This window comes from Hymenobacter nivis (assembly GCF_003149515.1).
Classification (GTDB): Bacteria; Bacteroidota; Bacteroidia; order Cytophagales; family Hymenobacteraceae; genus Hymenobacter; species Hymenobacter nivis.
Genome location: NZ_CP029145.1, coordinates 4,522,392 through 4,537,341 on the forward strand (window position 1 = coordinate 4,522,392; position 14,950 = coordinate 4,537,341).

Annotated in this window: 12 protein-coding genes and 1 tRNA gene; 6 read left to right on the plus strand and 7 right to left on the minus strand. The window is 63.3% G+C overall.

Annotation, left to right across the window (positions count from 1 at the left end; translation table 11 throughout):
- Window positions 1-98 precede the first annotated feature (98 nt).
- Window positions 99-1,031 (minus strand): hypothetical protein, encoded by a 933-nt coding sequence (locus tag DDQ68_RS20145; protein WP_109657905.1) that lies wholly within the window; start codon window positions 1,029-1,031, stop codon window positions 99-101.
- A gap of 210 nt (window positions 1,032-1,241) precedes the next feature.
- On the opposite strand from DDQ68_RS20145, the gene DDQ68_RS20150 reads away from it, so the two are divergent.
- The 3 genes from DDQ68_RS20150 to DDQ68_RS20160 all read left to right on the plus strand — a co-directional run bounded on the left by DDQ68_RS20150 (window position 1,242) and on the right by DDQ68_RS20160 (window position 5,473).
- Window positions 1,242-2,315, plus strand: coding sequence for a glycosyltransferase family protein (locus tag DDQ68_RS20150; RefSeq protein ID WP_109657906.1), 1,074 nt, complete (start codon window positions 1,242-1,244; stop codon window positions 2,313-2,315).
- A gap of 113 nt (window positions 2,316-2,428) precedes the next feature.
- Window positions 2,429-4,486 (plus strand): peptidylprolyl isomerase, encoded by a 2,058-nt coding sequence (locus tag DDQ68_RS20155; RefSeq protein WP_109657907.1) that lies wholly within the window; start codon window positions 2,429-2,431, stop codon window positions 4,484-4,486.
- 180 nt (window positions 4,487-4,666) lie between these two features.
- Window positions 4,667-5,473, plus strand: coding sequence for a mechanosensitive ion channel family protein (locus DDQ68_RS20160; protein ID WP_109657908.1), 807 nt, complete (start codon window positions 4,667-4,669; stop codon window positions 5,471-5,473).
- Between the two features lie 17 nt (window positions 5,474-5,490).
- Here the strand turns inward: DDQ68_RS20160 and DDQ68_RS20165 are convergent, their stop codons facing one another.
- Window positions 5,491-6,216, minus strand: a complete 726-nt coding sequence (locus tag DDQ68_RS20165; RefSeq protein WP_162550280.1) for an energy transducer TonB — start codon at window positions 6,214-6,216, stop codon at window positions 5,491-5,493.
- A gap of 161 nt (window positions 6,217-6,377) precedes the next feature.
- Window positions 6,378-6,713 carry a cupin domain-containing protein gene (locus DDQ68_RS20170; protein ID WP_109657910.1) on the minus strand — a complete coding sequence of 112 codons (336 nt, stop codon included), beginning with the start codon at window positions 6,711-6,713 and terminating at the stop codon, window positions 6,378-6,380.
- A gap of 156 nt (window positions 6,714-6,869) precedes the next feature.
- On the opposite strand from DDQ68_RS20170, the gene DDQ68_RS20175 reads away from it, so the two are divergent.
- Both DDQ68_RS20175 and cysK read left to right on the plus strand, forming a co-directional pair.
- Window positions 6,870-7,709 carry a serine O-acetyltransferase gene (locus DDQ68_RS20175; RefSeq protein WP_109658533.1) on the plus strand — a complete coding sequence of 280 codons (840 nt, stop codon included), beginning with the start codon at window positions 6,870-6,872 and terminating at the stop codon, window positions 7,707-7,709.
- A gap of 144 nt (window positions 7,710-7,853) precedes the next feature.
- Complete coding sequence (gene cysK / locus DDQ68_RS20180; RefSeq protein WP_109657911.1) at window positions 7,854-8,777, plus strand: cysteine synthase A; 924 nt, start codon at window positions 7,854-7,856, stop codon at window positions 8,775-8,777.
- A 95-nt stretch (window positions 8,778-8,872) separates the two neighbouring features.
- Here cysK and DDQ68_RS20185 read toward each other — a convergent pair whose 3' ends face one another.
- Entirely contained in the window at window positions 8,873-9,325 is a 453-nt protein-coding gene (locus tag DDQ68_RS20185; protein WP_109657912.1) for a DUF4890 domain-containing protein, read from the minus strand.
- Window positions 9,326-9,641: 316 nt separating this feature from the next.
- Here DDQ68_RS20185 and DDQ68_RS20195 point away from each other — a divergent pair, with 316 nt between their 5' ends.
- Window positions 9,642-10,685: a DUF2252 family protein gene (locus DDQ68_RS20195; RefSeq protein ID WP_281271049.1), complete on the plus strand. Its 1,044-nt coding sequence runs from the start codon at window positions 9,642-9,644 to the stop codon at window positions 10,683-10,685.
- Between the two features lie 56 nt (window positions 10,686-10,741).
- On the opposite strand, the gene DDQ68_RS20200 is transcribed toward DDQ68_RS20195, so the two are convergent.
- The 3 genes from DDQ68_RS20200 to DDQ68_RS20210 form a co-directional block, all read right to left on the minus strand.
- Window positions 10,742-10,948: a heavy-metal-associated domain-containing protein gene (locus DDQ68_RS20200; protein WP_109657914.1), complete on the minus strand. Its 207-nt coding sequence runs from the start codon at window positions 10,946-10,948 to the stop codon at window positions 10,742-10,744.
- Window positions 10,949-11,116: 168 nt separating this feature from the next.
- Window positions 11,117-11,190 (minus strand) — tRNA-Ala (locus DDQ68_RS20205).
- A 186-nt stretch (window positions 11,191-11,376) separates the two neighbouring features.
- Entirely contained in the window at window positions 11,377-14,541 is a 3,165-nt protein-coding gene (locus tag DDQ68_RS20210) for a TonB-dependent receptor (protein WP_245897129.1), read from the minus strand.
- Window positions 14,542-14,950 lie beyond the last annotated feature (409 nt).

Sequence of the window (14,950 nt, forward strand, 5' to 3'; positions counted from 1 at the left end):
GAATTAGATTAAAACGCGGCGGGCCAGAAAGATAAAAATAAGAAGGCCCGGCGCTAAGACAAGCGCCGGGCCCCGGTTTATTGTTCCGCTGGGCGAGCCTAGCGCCGGCTAGCCGCCGTGGGAATGCGCAGTTGGAAGCCCAGCGAAGGCACCACCGTGAGACCACTGAGCGAGGTGCTGGCCCCGTTCAGCAGGGCGTAGTCGCCATAGTTCTGGTAGAAGAGGGACACGGCCGGGATAACGTAGAAGTAGCGGTAGCCAAGCTTAAGGTTGACAAATCCGCCGAACGACGAGAAGTTACGGCTGGTGGTGGGCAAAGCGTTAATAATTTGGTTGTTGGAACCGTAGATTTTGCTTGGGGCGAACCCGTAGGTTACCCAGCTGTGGGCGTACACTACGCCGTAGCTGATGGCCCCGATTTCCTCCTCAGGTCCGAACGACTGGCTGAAAATGATCGGGATAAGCAAGTCGTTGCGGCTGGCGCGCAGGTTCAGCAGGGAGTTGATGTCGGACAGGAACGGCAGCGAGGGCAGTTTGGCCCGCTGGGTGGCAAATTGCAGCCCGATGCTGGCGTAGGTGGTGCCGCTGGCGGCCCCGCGCCCAGGGTTCTCGACCGAGCCCACGGGGCCCATGAACTGGTACTGCGCATCGAATACGTGCGAACCAAAGGCGTATTTGTAGCCCGCGTCGAGGCGGGGCACGATGCCGTAGCGGATGCTGAGGTCGGCGGTGGGCTGCACCGGGTCGAGGATGTAGGCCAGGGCGGCGGCTTGCAGGTTTTTCACCGAGCCGCCGTAGCCCACGGTGTCCTTGCCCACCGCCTGGCTGGCGGCATCTTTTAGAGCCGATGTGGCCTTGGACAAGGGCGCGGAGGCAATGTTAAAGCCTTGGTTGTAAGCCACTCGGAACTCGCCCTGGGGCGTGACCTTGCCCGTGGCTACAATGGCCCGCGGGGCCGAGCACGAAGCGGCCAGCAAGCCGGCCAGGGCCCCAAAAAGCAGGCGGAAGGGGAGGGGTAATCGGGTTTTCATGCAGCAAAAAAAAGGGGTCGGGAGCCGCAAAACGAAAACCGGGCCAAACCATCAATCGCTGATTAGGCAGATTGACCGTGATTTCGCTGATTTCAGGGAACGCAGATAAGCGTTGCTCTTACGGTAATGTCGGTTATTTGCCCTTTAAATCCCCTAAGCCGTGCACTCGCAATCAGCGAAATCACGGTTAATCTGCACAATCAGCGATTGATGAATATTCTCTACGGCGTGCCCGGCGAGGGCCTGGGCCACGCCACCCGCAGCAAAGTTGTGATTGGCCACCTGCTGGCCCAGGGCCACGACGTGCGGGCCGTGAGCAGCAGCCGCGCCTTCCAGGTGCTCAACGCCGCGTTTCCCGGGCGAGTACTCGAAATCCGGGGCTTTCACCTGGCCTACAAAGGATTGGCCGTGAGCAAGTCGCGCACGTCGGCTCTGATTCTGCGCACGGCCCCGGCGAGCTTGCAGCAAAACTTCCGGCAGTACCAGCAGCTGCTGCACGGCTTCCGGCCCGATGTGGTGGTGTCCGACTTCGAGTCGTTCAGCTACTTCTACGCCAAGGCCCACGGGCTGCCGGTAATTAGTATCGACAACATGCAGATTATCAGCCGTACCCGGCTCGACGTGGCCGTGCCGCCCAAGGAGCGCGGCAACTACCAGCTGGCCCGCAACATTGTGCGGCTGAAGGTGCCCCGGAGTCGGCACTATTTTGTGGCCACGTTCTTCACGCCGCCGGTGAGCAAGGTGCGCACTACGCTGGTGCCGCCCATTATTCGGTCCGAAATCCTGGCCGCCCGGTCCACTACGGGGCCCCACATTCTGGTGTACCAGTCGGCCACCACGCAGCACGATTTGGTGGCTCTGCTCCAGCAGCTACCTGGGCAGGAGTTCCGCGTGTACGGCTTTAATAAGGAGGAAAGCCACGGCAATGTGCAGCTCAAGGCCTTCAGCGAGGCCGGGTTTATTGCCGACTTGGCCAGCAGCCGCGCTATTATCACCAACGGTGGCTTCTCGCTCATTTCGGAGGCCGTGTTCCTACACAAGCCCATTTGCTCGGTGCCCATTCCGGCGCAGTTTGAGCAGTGGCTGAACGCCGCTGAGGTAGAAAAGCTGGGCTACGGCCGCCATTTTGCCGCCATCACGGCGGAAAACATCCGCGCCTTTGTGGGCGGGCTGCCGGGCTTCGCGGGGGCCCTGGCCGGCTACGCGCAGGCCGGCAACACCGTGCTGTTCGCCAACCTCGACGCCTGCCTGACTGGGCTGGCCGCGGCGGTGCCGGGCGAATAAGTTGTCAGTTGCTGTTGTCCGTTGTCAGTCGCTGACCAACAACGGACCATGAGTAACTGACAACTGAATGGCTGCTTAAAATTACTTATTTTGCGTTTAATACCTTGTTTCGCATGACGTTACTTCTTTCGCGCCGCTGGGGCCTGGTGCCCGCCGTGCTGTTGCTGGCCGCCTGCGCCCGCACCCCGCGGCCCAGCGCCGGGGCCCCGGTTGCCAACAAATACGCCGATGCCACGCTGCGCGAAATTGGCACCGCCCAGGACGAGCGCAACACCGCCGCGCTGCTGCCGTTCCTAAAAAACGCCAATCCCGCTTACCGCCGTGAGGCCGCCCTGGCCCTGGCCTCGGTGCAGGCCCGCGCCGCCGTGCCCGCCCTGCTGCCCAGCCTGCGCGACGCCGACCCCGCTGTGCGCCGCGCCGCCGCCTACGCCCTGGGCCAAACCGGCGACAGCCTGGCCGTGGACAGCCTGCGCGTGCGCGTGCTGCAAGAGCCCGACCCGCTGGTGCGCCGCTACGCCCACGAGGCGCTGGGCCGCTGCGTGACGCGCCACTCGCTGCCCGAGCTGTGGCGCGTGCCCGTGCTGACCGATACCGCCCGCGCCGGGGCCCAGGCCTGGGGCCTGGCCCGCGCCGCCCTGCGCGGTCTCAGCTCGCCCGAGGCTATCCGGCGCACGGTGCTGCTGATCAACGATTTTAAGCTGAACGATGGGCCCCGCCTGGCCGCGGCTACGGCCCTGGCCCGCGCCCCGCGGGCCCTCAACGCCGACCTGGCCCGGCTGGCCGGCAGCCCGCTGCTGCGCCTGCTGGCGCAAGACCGCTACTACGCCGTGCGCGCCGCGGCGGCCACGGCGCTGGGCCGCCTGGCTGGGCCGCCGGCCAGCCCCGGGGGTCCCGCTAGCGCCCCGGTTGCAGCCACTCCTGCTGCGTTGCCCACGGCTGCCGGGGCCCTGCGCCGCGCCGCCGCCCGCGACGCCGACTACCGGGTGCGCGTGGTGGCGCTGCGCGGCTTGCCCTACGGCCCCGCCGCGTACGGCGCCAGCCGCACCACGGTATTTGGGGCCCTGCGCGACCGGCGCGAGCCAGTGGCCCTCACGGCGGCCGAGTGGCTGCTGGCCCACGCCCGGGGCGAAACCGGCGACGCTTTGGCCGCCGAAGCCACCCGGCACGACGCCTGGCGGGTGCGGGCCACGCTGCTGGCCGCGGCCCTGAAGGTGGCCAGCCCCGCCAGCCGCCCCAGCATTGCGGGCACCGTAGAGAAGCGCTACGGCGCGGCTGCTTCGGTGTACGAAAAAGGCTATTTGCTGCAAGCGCTGGGCGAAAACGCGGGCAGCTTCGACTTCTTGCAGCGCGAAGCCTTCGCCGCGGGGCAGTCGCCGGTGGTGGGCGGCTACGCGCTGGGGGCCCTGGTAGCCGCCCGCCGCCAGGCCGATTTCCCGGCCAGCCGCCAAAACGATTTCGCCGGGGCCCTGCGCCAGGCCCTGGCGGGCGGCGACGTGGCCCAGCTCGCCGCCGCCGCCGAAGCCCTAGCCGACCCCCAGCTGGTACCCACCGCCGCGCCCGCCGACCTGGCGGCCCTGCGCCAGGCCCAGGCCAAGCTGCAACTGCCGCGCGACATTGAGGCCTGGCAGGGCTTGCAGCAGGCGCTCGACAAGCTCACCCGCGCCCCGCAGCCCACGCCAAGCCCCGTGGGCCAGGCCCGCCAGCACCCCATCGACTGGGGCCTGGTGCAGAGTATTCCGGCCAACCAGCGCGTGAAAATCAGCACCACCCAGGGCGACGTTGTGCTGGAATTGAAGGTGAACGACGCGCCTGGCTCAGTGGCCAGCTTCGTGGCGCTGGTGCGGCGGCACTTCTACGATGGGCTATATTTCCACCGCGTGGTGCCCGATTTCGTGGTCCAGGGCGGCGACCCGCGCGGCGATGGCTCGGGCAGCACCGACTACACGCTGCGCTCCGAATTCGGCGACCTGCGCTACCAGGAGGGCAGCGTGGGCCTGGCCTCGGCTGGCAAAGACACCGAGAGCTGCCAGTGGTTCATCACCCACACGCCCACCCCGCACCTCGACGGTCGCTACACCATTTTTGCCCAGGTAATCAGCGGGATGGCTGCGGTGCACCACCTCGAAATCGGGGATAAAATCGTGGCCGTGGAGTTGGTGGCCAACCCGTAGATAATAAAGCTGTTCAGTAATGCAACGCTCAGTCATGCTGAGCTTGCCGAAGCATCTCTCCCGCAACAGTAATCAATAGCTAGTCAGCGGTAGAGATGCTTCGGCAAGCTCAGCATGACGGCCTGTTTTTGACTTTCTAAATAATTTTAACGCATCGTTTTACCCTGAATAAAGTTGTTTATGCTATTGGTTAACAATCCTTTTTCTGCTGAGCGGCTAGCCGGCTACGCTGCGCAACTGGTATCGCTGGTGGTGCTGTACCTGCCCCGGCTGGCCGTGGCCGTACTGGTGTTGGTGTTGGGCTGGTGGGTAATTGGCTGGGCCAGCCGCTTGGTAGCAGTGGCTGCCGAGCGTCTCGACGTGTCGCTGCGCTCGTTCCTCACCAGCATGTTCAGTATTGCCCTCAAAGTGCTGCTGCTCATTAGCGTAGCGGGTATGGTGGGGCTGCAAACGACGTCGTTCGTGGCCATTCTGGGGGCCGCGGGCCTGGCCGTGGGCCTCGCCCTACAAGGCACACTGGCCAACTTTGCGGGCGGGGTGCTTATCCTGGTGTTCAAGCCGTTTGTGGTGGGCGACGCCATTGAGGCCCAGGGCAAAAGCGGCGTGGTGCAGGCCATCCAGATCTTCAACACGCTGCTGCTCACGCCCCACGGCGACACGGTGATTCTGCCCAACGGCTCCACCTCCAACGGCGTGATTGTCAATAAGTCGTCAGGCAGGCACGTGCTGGTGGAAATTCAGGTGGACGTGGATGCGAGCACCGACGTGGCCGCCCTGCGCGCCCGCGCCCTGCCCGTGCTGCAAGCCGGCCCGCGGGTGCTGGCCGACCCCGCCCCGACGGTGGACGTGGTGGCCATTAAGGCCGGTACTACCACGGTGGTGCTGCGCGCCCACACCCTGCCCGGGCAGGACGGGGCCGCCTTCAGCTATCTCCTCGAACGGTTGCAGCCGGTCGTTTACCCGCCCCAGCCGCCGGCCACCGCGTAGGGCCCCGGGGCCGCCGGCTACGGATGAAAGATGAGGGGCACCACGAAGCGCACCTCCACGGGCTCGCCGTTGCGGCGGCCGGGTTCCCAGCGGGGCAGGCTGGCCACTACGCGCAGGGCCTCGGCGTCGCAGGCCGGGTCGAAGCCTTTAATGACCACCGGACGCAGTACGTCGCCGGTGGGCCCGACCACAAATTGCACGAACACCCGGCCCGCCGGGCGCGGCTGGGTTTTATCAATAGGGGAGGGGTAGTGCGCGTGCGTGGCCAGGTAGCGCGCCAGGCCCGCCATACCCCCGGCAAATACCGGCATCTGCTCGACGAATTGAGGTACGCTGCCGTCGGGAGTGGGGGGCCTGGGCACGTAGGTGCGGGTGAGTTTTGGCGTGCCGTCTTCCTGCCAATACTGCCAGGAGCCCGTCTGCTTGCCCTGGGCGTACTGGCCGGTGGAATGTACCTGGCCCGAGCGGTAGTAGAATGTGGCGGGGCCGTCGCGCTGCACCGGGGGCCCCAGGCGGCCGGTGGCGTCAAACTGCCGCTCGCCGGTGAGGTAGTAGGTCTGGATGCGGCAGCGGCCCGAATCGAGCGGCGTGACCCAGCCGAAAAACACGGCGTTGGGCCGGCCCAAGTGGTGCCAGCCGGCGTCGAAAAACGTGGTATCGGGCCGGGCCGGCGGAACCTGGGCGAGGGCCCCGGCGGTGGCGGCACTGCTCAGCGCAAGGATTAGTAAAACGCAGAATATCATACCATAGCGCGCCGCAGAGGGTAGGTACGGGGCGTTCGGTAAAGAAAAATGCGGCTGCATGCAGCGTCCGCGAACTAACCGTTCAACGCAGTGCGGCCCCGGGGTCCCGGCTGCATTGCCAGGGCCCCGGGGCCGCGCTTATTCGGGCAACATTGCTTTAATTACTTCCCGCCGTGCATTTGCGAGGGCGGCGAGGTAGCCTCCACAGCCGAGAAGCTTTCGAGGATTTTGTAGGTGTGCTCGGCGCCCTGGGGCACCACCCACGAGTTGCCCTGCTCCAGCACAACGACCTGGCCGGCCAGGTGCAGCTCGGCCTTGCCGCTGAGCACATAGCCCACGGTTTCGTAGGCGGCGGCGCTGGGGGCCTTGGGCTCGCCGGGCTGCTCGTTTTCCCACAGGCGCATGGATACGTGCTTGCCGGAAGCCAGGAATTTTTCGCCCTCGGGGCCCTTGGGCGAGTGGCGCGAGTCGACTTTGGTGATGGTGGTATCGGACATTTGAGAGGGTTGAAAGAGGAAAGAAAAAGCTATGGGTAACGAACAGGTTAACGGCCCGCACCGGGCAGCGGTTGCCCGGCCGGCCGCAAACCTTCCGCAGTCGGCGGGGTTGAACCCGGTTGATCTTGCCTGTTTGTTTTATTTTCCTTGCTCGCCGTGACCACTACTTCCGCTGGTTTTGCCGCCTACCTTGCCCAGGCCCACGCGGCTGTGCCCGATGCCCTGCCCGGGGCCGCGTTTTGCGCCTTGGCCGACGACCTGCTGGCCCTGCTCTTCCCCGAGCGGGCCGAGCGCCCCCTGACCAGCGCCGATGCCGTAGCCGCCGAGCTGCACCGCTTCCGGGCCGAGCTGGGGGCCCTGCTGGCCGCCGTGCCGGGCCTGCCCGCGCCGGCGGCCACGCTGGCCGAAGAGTTTGCGGCCCAGCTGCCGCTGCTGCGCGAAACTCTGCTGCGCGACGCTACCGCTATCCTCGCCAGCGACCCCGCCGCCCAGGACCGCGCCGAGGTCATCAGCACCTACCCCGGCTTTTACGCCACGGCCCTGCACCGGCTGGCCCACGCCCTGCACCAGCGCGGGCTGCCGCGCCTGCCGCGCCTGCTGGCCGAGCACGCCCACCAGCGCACGGGCATTGACATTCACCCCGGGGCCCGCATCGGCCCGGCGTTCTGCATCGACCACGGCACGGGCATTGTCATCGGCGAAACGGCTGAAATTGGCGCCAACGTGCAGATTTACCAGGGTGTGACGCTGGGGGCCCTCAGCGTCACGAAGGGCTTGCAGGGCCACAAGCGCCACCCCACCATCGAGGACCAGGTGGTGATTTACGCTGGCGCCACCATTCTGGGGGGCAGCACGGTGGTGGGCACGCGCAGCATCATCGGCGGCAACGTGTGGCTCACCGAAAGCGTACCCTCTCACTCGCGCGTGTACCACCGCGCTCAAATCCACATCTCCCGCACCGAAGACCCCGCCAACGAACTGATGTTTTCGATTTAAGCGTTTGACGATTAATCGGCGAAGCTTAATTTTCACTTGGCGAAACCCTTGCGCGAAATATCTTGGCGCAAGGTTTCGCCAAGTGAAAAATTAAGCTTCGAAACACAGCTACTAATAAATTAAGTTCCAACAATTGTTCCCCTAATGAAAGCCAACAACATCCTCGAAACCATTGGCCATACGCCGCTGGTGCGCCTCAACAAACTGTTTGCCGCCACCCGCCCCGACGTGGAGGTATGGGTAAAGCTGGAGCGCGCCAACCCCGGCGGCTCCATCAAGGACCGCATCGCGCTGGCCATGATTGAGCAGGCCGAGAAAGAAGGCATCCTCACTCCCGACAGCCTCATCGTGGAGCCCACTTCTGGCAACACCGGCGTGGGCCTGGCCCTGGTAGCCGCCGTGAAGGGCTATAAAATCACGCTCGTCATGCCCGAGAGCATGAGCATCGAGCGCCGCCGCCTGATGGCCGCCTATGGCGCTGGCCTGGAGCTGACGCCTCGCGAAAAAGGCATGAAGGGCGCCATCGAAAAGGCCCACGAAATCGTGGCCGCCACGCCCGGCGCCTGGATGCCCATGCAATTCGATAACCCCGCCAACGTGCGCATCCACGCCGAAGCTACAGCCCAGGAAATCCTGCACGATATGCCCGAGGGTTTCGACTTCTATATTACTGGCGTAGGTACCGGCGGCCACATCACGGGCGTCGCAGAGGCCCTCAAGCCGCTGTTCCCAAATATGAAAACCTTCGCCGTTGAGCCCGAGACGTCGCCCGTCATCAGTGGCGGGGCCCCAGGGCCTCACCCCATTCAGGGCATTGGCGCGGGCTTCATCCCCGAAAACCTGCACACCGCCATCCTGGATGGCGCCATCCAAATCACGCAGGCCGAAGCCTACGAAATGACCCGCCGCGCCGCCCGTGAGGAGGGCTTGCTATGCGGCATCTCGTCGGGTGGCAGCCTGGCGGCCATCGCCAAAAAGCTGCCCGATGTGCCTCAGGGTAGCCGCATCCTCACCTTCTGCTACGATACCGGCGAGCGATACCTGTCGGTTGACGGCCTGTACGTGTAGGGCCTATTGCTGCACCGAGTACCAACAAAAAAGCCCCGCTTCGGCAGGGCTTTTTTGTTGGTACTCGGTGCAGCAATGGGCGAATGATAAAAACCTCACTCGGCCGTCATTTTAGCGCCGTGGGTGGTGTACTTGGCAAATTGCCCGGCTGTGAGGATGCCTTTGAGGGCCGTCTTAAAGTCAGTGGCGTTGGCCTGAAGCGCGGTGTTTTTAGTCTTATTGGAGTCGGTGCCGGTTTGGATGGCGTCGATTTTCTGGGCCCGCACGAGAGCAGCTTCTTTCACCCTGGTGATGGTAGCCGCGTCCAACCCAAGCTGCTTACCAATCTGCTGGCTCATGCGCTCGGCCCGCTGCTCGGGGGCGGCTGCTTTGTAGGCGGTGGCCATTTTAGTTTTGGCTGCTGTCGCGGCCGTGCCGGCTGCCGCTGCAGCCTGGGTGGCCTGGGCCGGCGTACTGGGTATGCTGGGCATAGCCGGGGCGGCGGGCAGTTGTTGCGCGCGGCCCAGTACGGGGCCAACCAGCAAGAGGGTAAAAAGAAGAAAGCGCATGGGGAAATTAAAAAATCTTGTTTAACCAAGCACAGGAAATGATATTCAAACGTAGCGGTCATCCAATGAAGCCCTGGTGAGTCCGTCTTCATGTGGCCGCCAAGTACAGCCGGTAGCTTACAGTCCATTTCCCTTGCTGTGCCATGACCGAATCCGTTGCCGAGTTCATCCACCGCCACGACGCCGGGCGCGTGCCCGAGCTATTGGCCCTGCGCTACCACCGGATGCAGGCCGACGCGCTGGCCTTTTTTCGCGGTAGCGCGCCGCTCTACTATGCCCGGTTCTCCGGGCCGAGCCGCTGCTGGGGGCCAGCCCGGTGGCCTGGCTGTGCGGCGATTCCCACGTGGAGAACTTCGGCAGTTTTCGGGGCGATAACGGGCTGGTGTATTTCGACGTCAACGATTTTGACGAGGCCGTGCTGGGCCCCGTGCTCTGGGATGTGGGCCGCCTGGCCGTGAGCGTGCTGCTGGCCGCCGCCCGCTTCGGCTTGCCCCCCGCCGAGCGCCAGGCCCTGGCCCAAGACCTGCTGGCGGCCTACGCCTCGGCCCTGGCCACGGGCAAGCCCTACCAGTTGGAACGGGCCACGGCCCGCGGCGTAGTGCGGCAGCTGCTTAAAGCAGTAGCACAACGCCGGCAGCGGGAGCTGCTGGCGAACCGCGCCCGCCGGCGGGGCGGCTGGCACCTGCTGTCCGCCAAGGCCCCCAACCTGCGGCCCCTGCCCCTAATTGAGCACCAAGCCGTACTCGAGTCGTTGGAGGCATGGCGGCAGGCCCAAAGCCACCCGCCCTGTGGCCCGCTGCTCGACGTGGCCGGGCGCATCGCAGGGGTAGGCAGCCTGGGCGTGCGGCGCTACGCCGTGCTGGCCGAGTCGCTACACCCCGGCAAGCTGCCCCGGCTCCTGGATTTGAAGGAGGCCCCCGCCACCGCGCCGGCGGCGTATTGCCCCGTGCCCCAACCCACCTGGGCCACCGAAGCCATGCGCGTGGTAGCCGTCCAGGTCCGGCTGCAAGCCGTGCCGCCCGCCCTGCTCCAGCCCCTGGTACTGGCGGAGCAGCCGTACGTGCTGCGGGAGTTGCAGCCAGTAGCTGATAAGTTGAATTTTACGAATTTTACCCACGGTGTCGCCTCTTTCCGGGCCGCTGTGCCCACGTTTGGGTGCTTGCTGGCCTGGGCCCACCTGCGGGCAGCCGCCCACCAGGGAGCCGCGGGCCCCGACGAGCTGATGGCTTTTGGCCAGGCTGCCTCTGACTGGCTGCCCGGCGTGTTGCACTTCGCCACGGCAGCTAAGGCGGAGGTACGCGAAGATTTTCACAGCTTCCGCCTCGCCTGCCGGGCTGGCCAGCTGCCCACGGCCCCGTAAAAGCAAAAACGTGCCGAAGCACGTTTTTGGGAGATTTAAACAGAGAGCAAACTGGCTTAAACCGCCTGCGCTTCGAAGCCGGCTTCCTTCACCAAAGCCTCTACCTGTGGGGCCCCTAGCGTGGTGTGCACGGTAAGCAGCTTGTCAGGATTGGTTGTGTCGACCTGCCAAGCCTGGATGGCGGGCTCGCCGTTGAGGGCGGGGGTGATGGCGCGCACGCAGTTGGCGCAGTTGATGGTGGTTTTGAATTGCAGAGTAGCCATAAGCGAGGAAATAGGAGCGGGCCGCAATGGGCAGCCGGGTATATAACAAGCTGGCGGGACTTTCTGTGCCGGGCCCCGGTGCAGGATTATGCCCGCTGGCAACAGCATTCGGGCGGGCCCCGAAAACACAAAAGCCCGGTACGCAAGCGAACCGGGCTTTTAATAAAGTGGAGAATATCGGAGTCGAACCGATGACCTCTTGCATGCCATGCAAGCGCTCTAGCCAACTGAGCTAATCCCCCGTTTTGTAGGTTGCCGCGGCGCCTATTGCGATTTGGTCCTGCAAAAGTAAGGCCCCGGCGCACATAGGCAAGGGCCCCCAGCGCTTTTTTTATCCAGCCAAAGTCAACGCCCAACTAATCAGCCAGAAAAAAAGTGGGCGGAACCGAAGTTCCGCCCACTTTTCAAGGCCACGTAGGCCAAAAGGCTTAGTTGAACGAGTAGCGCACGCCCAACTGGCCCTGCCAGCGCGAGAGGAAAGGCGAGAAGTCGTATGCCCGGCCGGTGTTGGCGTAGCTGGTAGGGAACGAGAAGGTCGGTTGGGCCCCGGCGTTCGTCGATTCTACCTTCAATAGCTCTACGGCGCTGTTGTTCACCAAGAACTGGCGGCCCCAGTTGTTGTTTAGCAGGTTGCCCACGTTGAACACGTCGAAGGAGATTTCCAGCACGTTTTTGTTGGCCAAGGAAAAGTCTTGTGCAATGCGCATGTCTATTTCGTGCGTCCACGGCAAGCGGGCGGCAAAACGCTCAGCGTACTCGCCGCGGTGGGTGCGCAGGTATGGGTCATTTTCAATGAACGCATCCAGCTGGTTCTGGATGGTAGCCACGCTGCGGGTGTCCGTAGTGCCGCTCTTTACCAGCACAATCTGGCTGGCGTCGCGCACGTTGGTTGGGATGTAGAACAGGTCGTTGCTGGGGTTGCCGTCGCGGTTCAGGTCCGTGTTCTGGCCGTAGATGTAGGTGATGGGCTGGCCCGACAAACCTTCGTAGAACAGCGAGATTTTCGTCGCCATGTGGTTGTTGGCGTAGCGGAAGGTGTAGCCCGACGACGCAATGACGCGGTGGCGCTGGTCGTTGCGCGAGTAGCCCAGCTCCGGGTTATTCGGGTCGCTGATAATCTGGTTAAAGCCGTAGTTCGAAGAAGCCGTGCTGCTTGAGCCGCTGTTGATTTCTTTCGACACGCCGTAGGTGTAGGCCACCATCGTGTTCAGGCCGCTGGCAAACTGCTTCTGCAACTGCACCGTCGCGTTGTAGCGGTAGCCTTTGCTGGTGTTGTCGAGCAAGTACACGTTGGTGAAGCTCTGATTGATGCGGCGCAGCGCCGGGGTAGCCGCGTACACGGGGCGCTGGTCGGGGCCCGCCAGGCGGCCTACCGGGGCCGTCAGGTTCAGGTCTTTGTAGTAGATGTCGTTGAGGGTCTTGGTGTAGAGGCCTTCCACGGTAGCCACAATGTCGCCGGGCAGGCGGAAGTCCACGGCCAGGTTGGAGCGCCACACCTGGGGCAGCTTGAAGTTGTTGCTAACCAGGTTGATCTGGCTGGTGGGCACCGAGCTGAATTTGGTGGCAATGTCGCCGGTAGCCGTGTACACCGGCAGGTACTGGATGTTGGCACCGGTGCCGGTAGCGGTTTGGTCCACCCCGCCCTGAATCAGGCCGTTGTTGGTGTAGCTATTCGACAGCCACACGAACGGCACGCGGCCCGAGAAAATGCCGGTACCGCCACGCAGCTGCACTTTACTGTCGTTGTTCACGTCCCAGTTGAAGCCAACGCGCGGCGAGTACAGTACCTGGCCGGTGGGGGTGTTGCTGGTTTTGTACTGGCTGCCGAAGCCGGGGTAGGCGGTGCCATTGAAGGTGGTGCCTTCGGTCACGCCGGCGTTGTAGCCGGGCTTGTCGAAGAATACAGGCACGTCGATGCGCATACCCAGGGTCAGGCGCACGTTTTCGGCGGGGCTATACTCGTCCTGGAGGTAAGCGCCCAGCTGCGCCGCCTTGAACTTGGCTTCGCCGTTGTTGGCCGTGGGGTAGCTGGCTTGGATGCGGGTGGCGCGACCGTTCTCAAAGTTGTCAATCGACGAGAAGGTGTAGTAGCCCGCGCCGTTATTGATGAACAGGTTGCGGAACTTGAAGCCTTCGTTGTGGGTGCCGAGCGTGATGGTATGCTTGCCGAACGCCTTGGTCAGGTTGTCCGTGATTTCCACGATGTCCTGGTCGAGCTGGTTGGCTACCGAGCTGCGCTCCTGGCCCAGGTTGTAGGTGTTGCCGCTGTCCTGGATCTGATAAGCGGGACCGGCGGCCCCCAGCACGTCGCGCGAGTCGCGGATGGCGGTGTACGTCAGGATGAGCTTATTGGAGAGCCCGCCGCTGAAGCGCGAATTCAATTCGGCCACCGTGCTGTTGGTGATGTTGCTGATGCGGTAGGCATTGTTGCCGAAGCGCAAGTTGTTGCCCGTCCGGGTGATGTTGTCGTCAAACGCTTTAACGAAGTTGTGGCGCAGCGTCAGCGTGTTGTTTTCCGAAAGGTTGAAGTCCAGGCGGCCAAAAATCTTGTTGCTCTGCGTGTTGCGAACCAAATCGCCGTAGCTGCCCACGTCGTAGCGGCCGTAGCGGTCGGTGTTGGCCGCGGCGGCAATGCGCTGCACGTCGGCCACGGCAATGCGCGACTCCGGGGCCCCGGGCAAGAAGCTCACGGGGGTGTTCACGCGCTGGAGTTCGGCATTCAGGAAGAAAAACACCTTGTCCTTCACAATGGCGCCGCCCACGCGGAAGCCCGTCTGGTAGTTATAAAAATCACCCGCTTTGGTGCGCGGCTCCGTCACACTCAGGCCCGTCGAGTTCTGGTTGCGGCCAAAGCCGTAAATCGAAGCCGAGAAGTTATTGGAGCCCGAGCGCGTCACGGCGTTGATGCCGGCGCCGGTGAACGAGCCTAGGGTGACGTCGTAGGGCGCCAGCACGACCTGAATCTGGTCGATGGCGTCGAGGGCAATGGGGTTGGTGTTGGCCTGCCCGCCGGGGGTGCCGGAGCCAGCCAAGCCGAACACGTCGTTGTTCACGGCCCCGTCGATGGTGATGTTGTTGTAGCGGTTGTTGGAGCCACCAAACGAGCTGCTGCCGCCACCGCCGGCCTGCGGCGTGAGGCGGGTGAAGTCGTTGAGCGAGCGGTTGATGGTGGGCAGGTTGCTGATTTGCTCGCGGCTCACGCTGGTCTCGGCGCCCGTGCGGCCCGAATTGATAACCGGGTCGCGGCGGCCGACCACGGTCACCTCGTTCAGGGAAGTGGTGGCGTCGTCGAGCTTAATGTCCAGACGCAGGTTTTGGCCCAGGGTCAGCACGATGCCGTCGCGGGTGACGTCGCGGTAGCCCACGAAACTAACCCGGACGGTGTAGGGGCCCCCCACGCGCATGTTTTGAATGTTGTACCGGCCATCAGAATTGGTCGGGGCCACGTACTGGGTGTTGGTGGGCGTGTGCACGGCGATGATGGTGGCGCCGGGCAAAGACTCGCCCTTCGAGTCGGTAACGGCTCCGTTAATCGATGCCGTGGTGGCGCCCTGCCCCCAACCCAAGTGGGCCGTGAGCAGCAAAACCGCCATTAGCAAAAAGTGGCGTAGAGGTAGATTTCTCATAAAATGAAGAAAGAGTTAAAAAAGCATAGTGCCAACGTAGGTGCAAAGGTACACGGCGCCCGTAAGCTGGCCCTTCATAATTGCCAATGCGGAGCTTGGTTTTTTCATTATTTATAAATATTTATAAAATTAGGAAGCTGTTTATGAAGTCGTTAGACCGTCATGCTCATCTGACGTTCAATTTTGAATTTCCAGAATTCCTAAACAGCTTTTAGGCTTTACGGGGTCGTGAATCCGTAGTTTTACATAAAAATAGTTATATTTTACATATTTAGGGTGGTATAGCGTTAAGTCGTTGTCCATCAAGTAGAGGGAAAGGGACATAAAAAAAGAGCAGGAAAAATTCCTGCTCTTTTTAAAAGCTGCGATTTACTGT

Excerpts from the sequence above, each read along its gene's own strand:
- DDQ68_RS20170 (WP_109657910.1), bottom strand. The coding sequence starts at position 6,713 with ATGTCCGATACCACCATCACCAAAGTCGACTCGCGCCACTCGCCCAAG.
- cysK (WP_109657911.1), top strand. The coding sequence starts at position 7,854 with ATGAAAGCCAACAACATCCTCGAAACCATTGGCCATACGCCGCTGGTG.
- DDQ68_RS20165 (WP_162550280.1), bottom strand. The coding sequence starts at position 6,216 with ATGATATTCTGCGTTTTACTAATCCTTGCGCTGAGCAGTGCCGCCACC.
- DDQ68_RS20185 (WP_109657912.1), bottom strand. The coding sequence starts at position 9,325 with ATGCGCTTTCTTCTTTTTACCCTCTTGCTGGTTGGCCCCGTACTGGGC.
- DDQ68_RS20160 (WP_109657908.1), top strand. The coding sequence starts at position 4,667 with ATGCTATTGGTTAACAATCCTTTTTCTGCTGAGCGGCTAGCCGGCTAC.
- DDQ68_RS20150 (WP_109657906.1), top strand. The coding sequence starts at position 1,242 with ATGAATATTCTCTACGGCGTGCCCGGCGAGGGCCTGGGCCACGCCACC.
- DDQ68_RS20155 (WP_109657907.1), top strand. The coding sequence starts at position 2,429 with ATGACGTTACTTCTTTCGCGCCGCTGGGGCCTGGTGCCCGCCGTGCTG.
- DDQ68_RS20200 (WP_109657914.1), bottom strand. The coding sequence starts at position 10,948 with ATGGCTACTCTGCAATTCAAAACCACCATCAACTGCGCCAACTGCGTG.
- DDQ68_RS20145 (WP_109657905.1), bottom strand. The coding sequence starts at position 1,031 with ATGAAAACCCGATTACCCCTCCCCTTCCGCCTGCTTTTTGGGGCCCTG.
- DDQ68_RS20210 (WP_245897129.1), bottom strand. The coding sequence starts at position 14,541 with ATGGCGGTTTTGCTGCTCACGGCCCACTTGGGTTGGGGGCAGGGCGCC.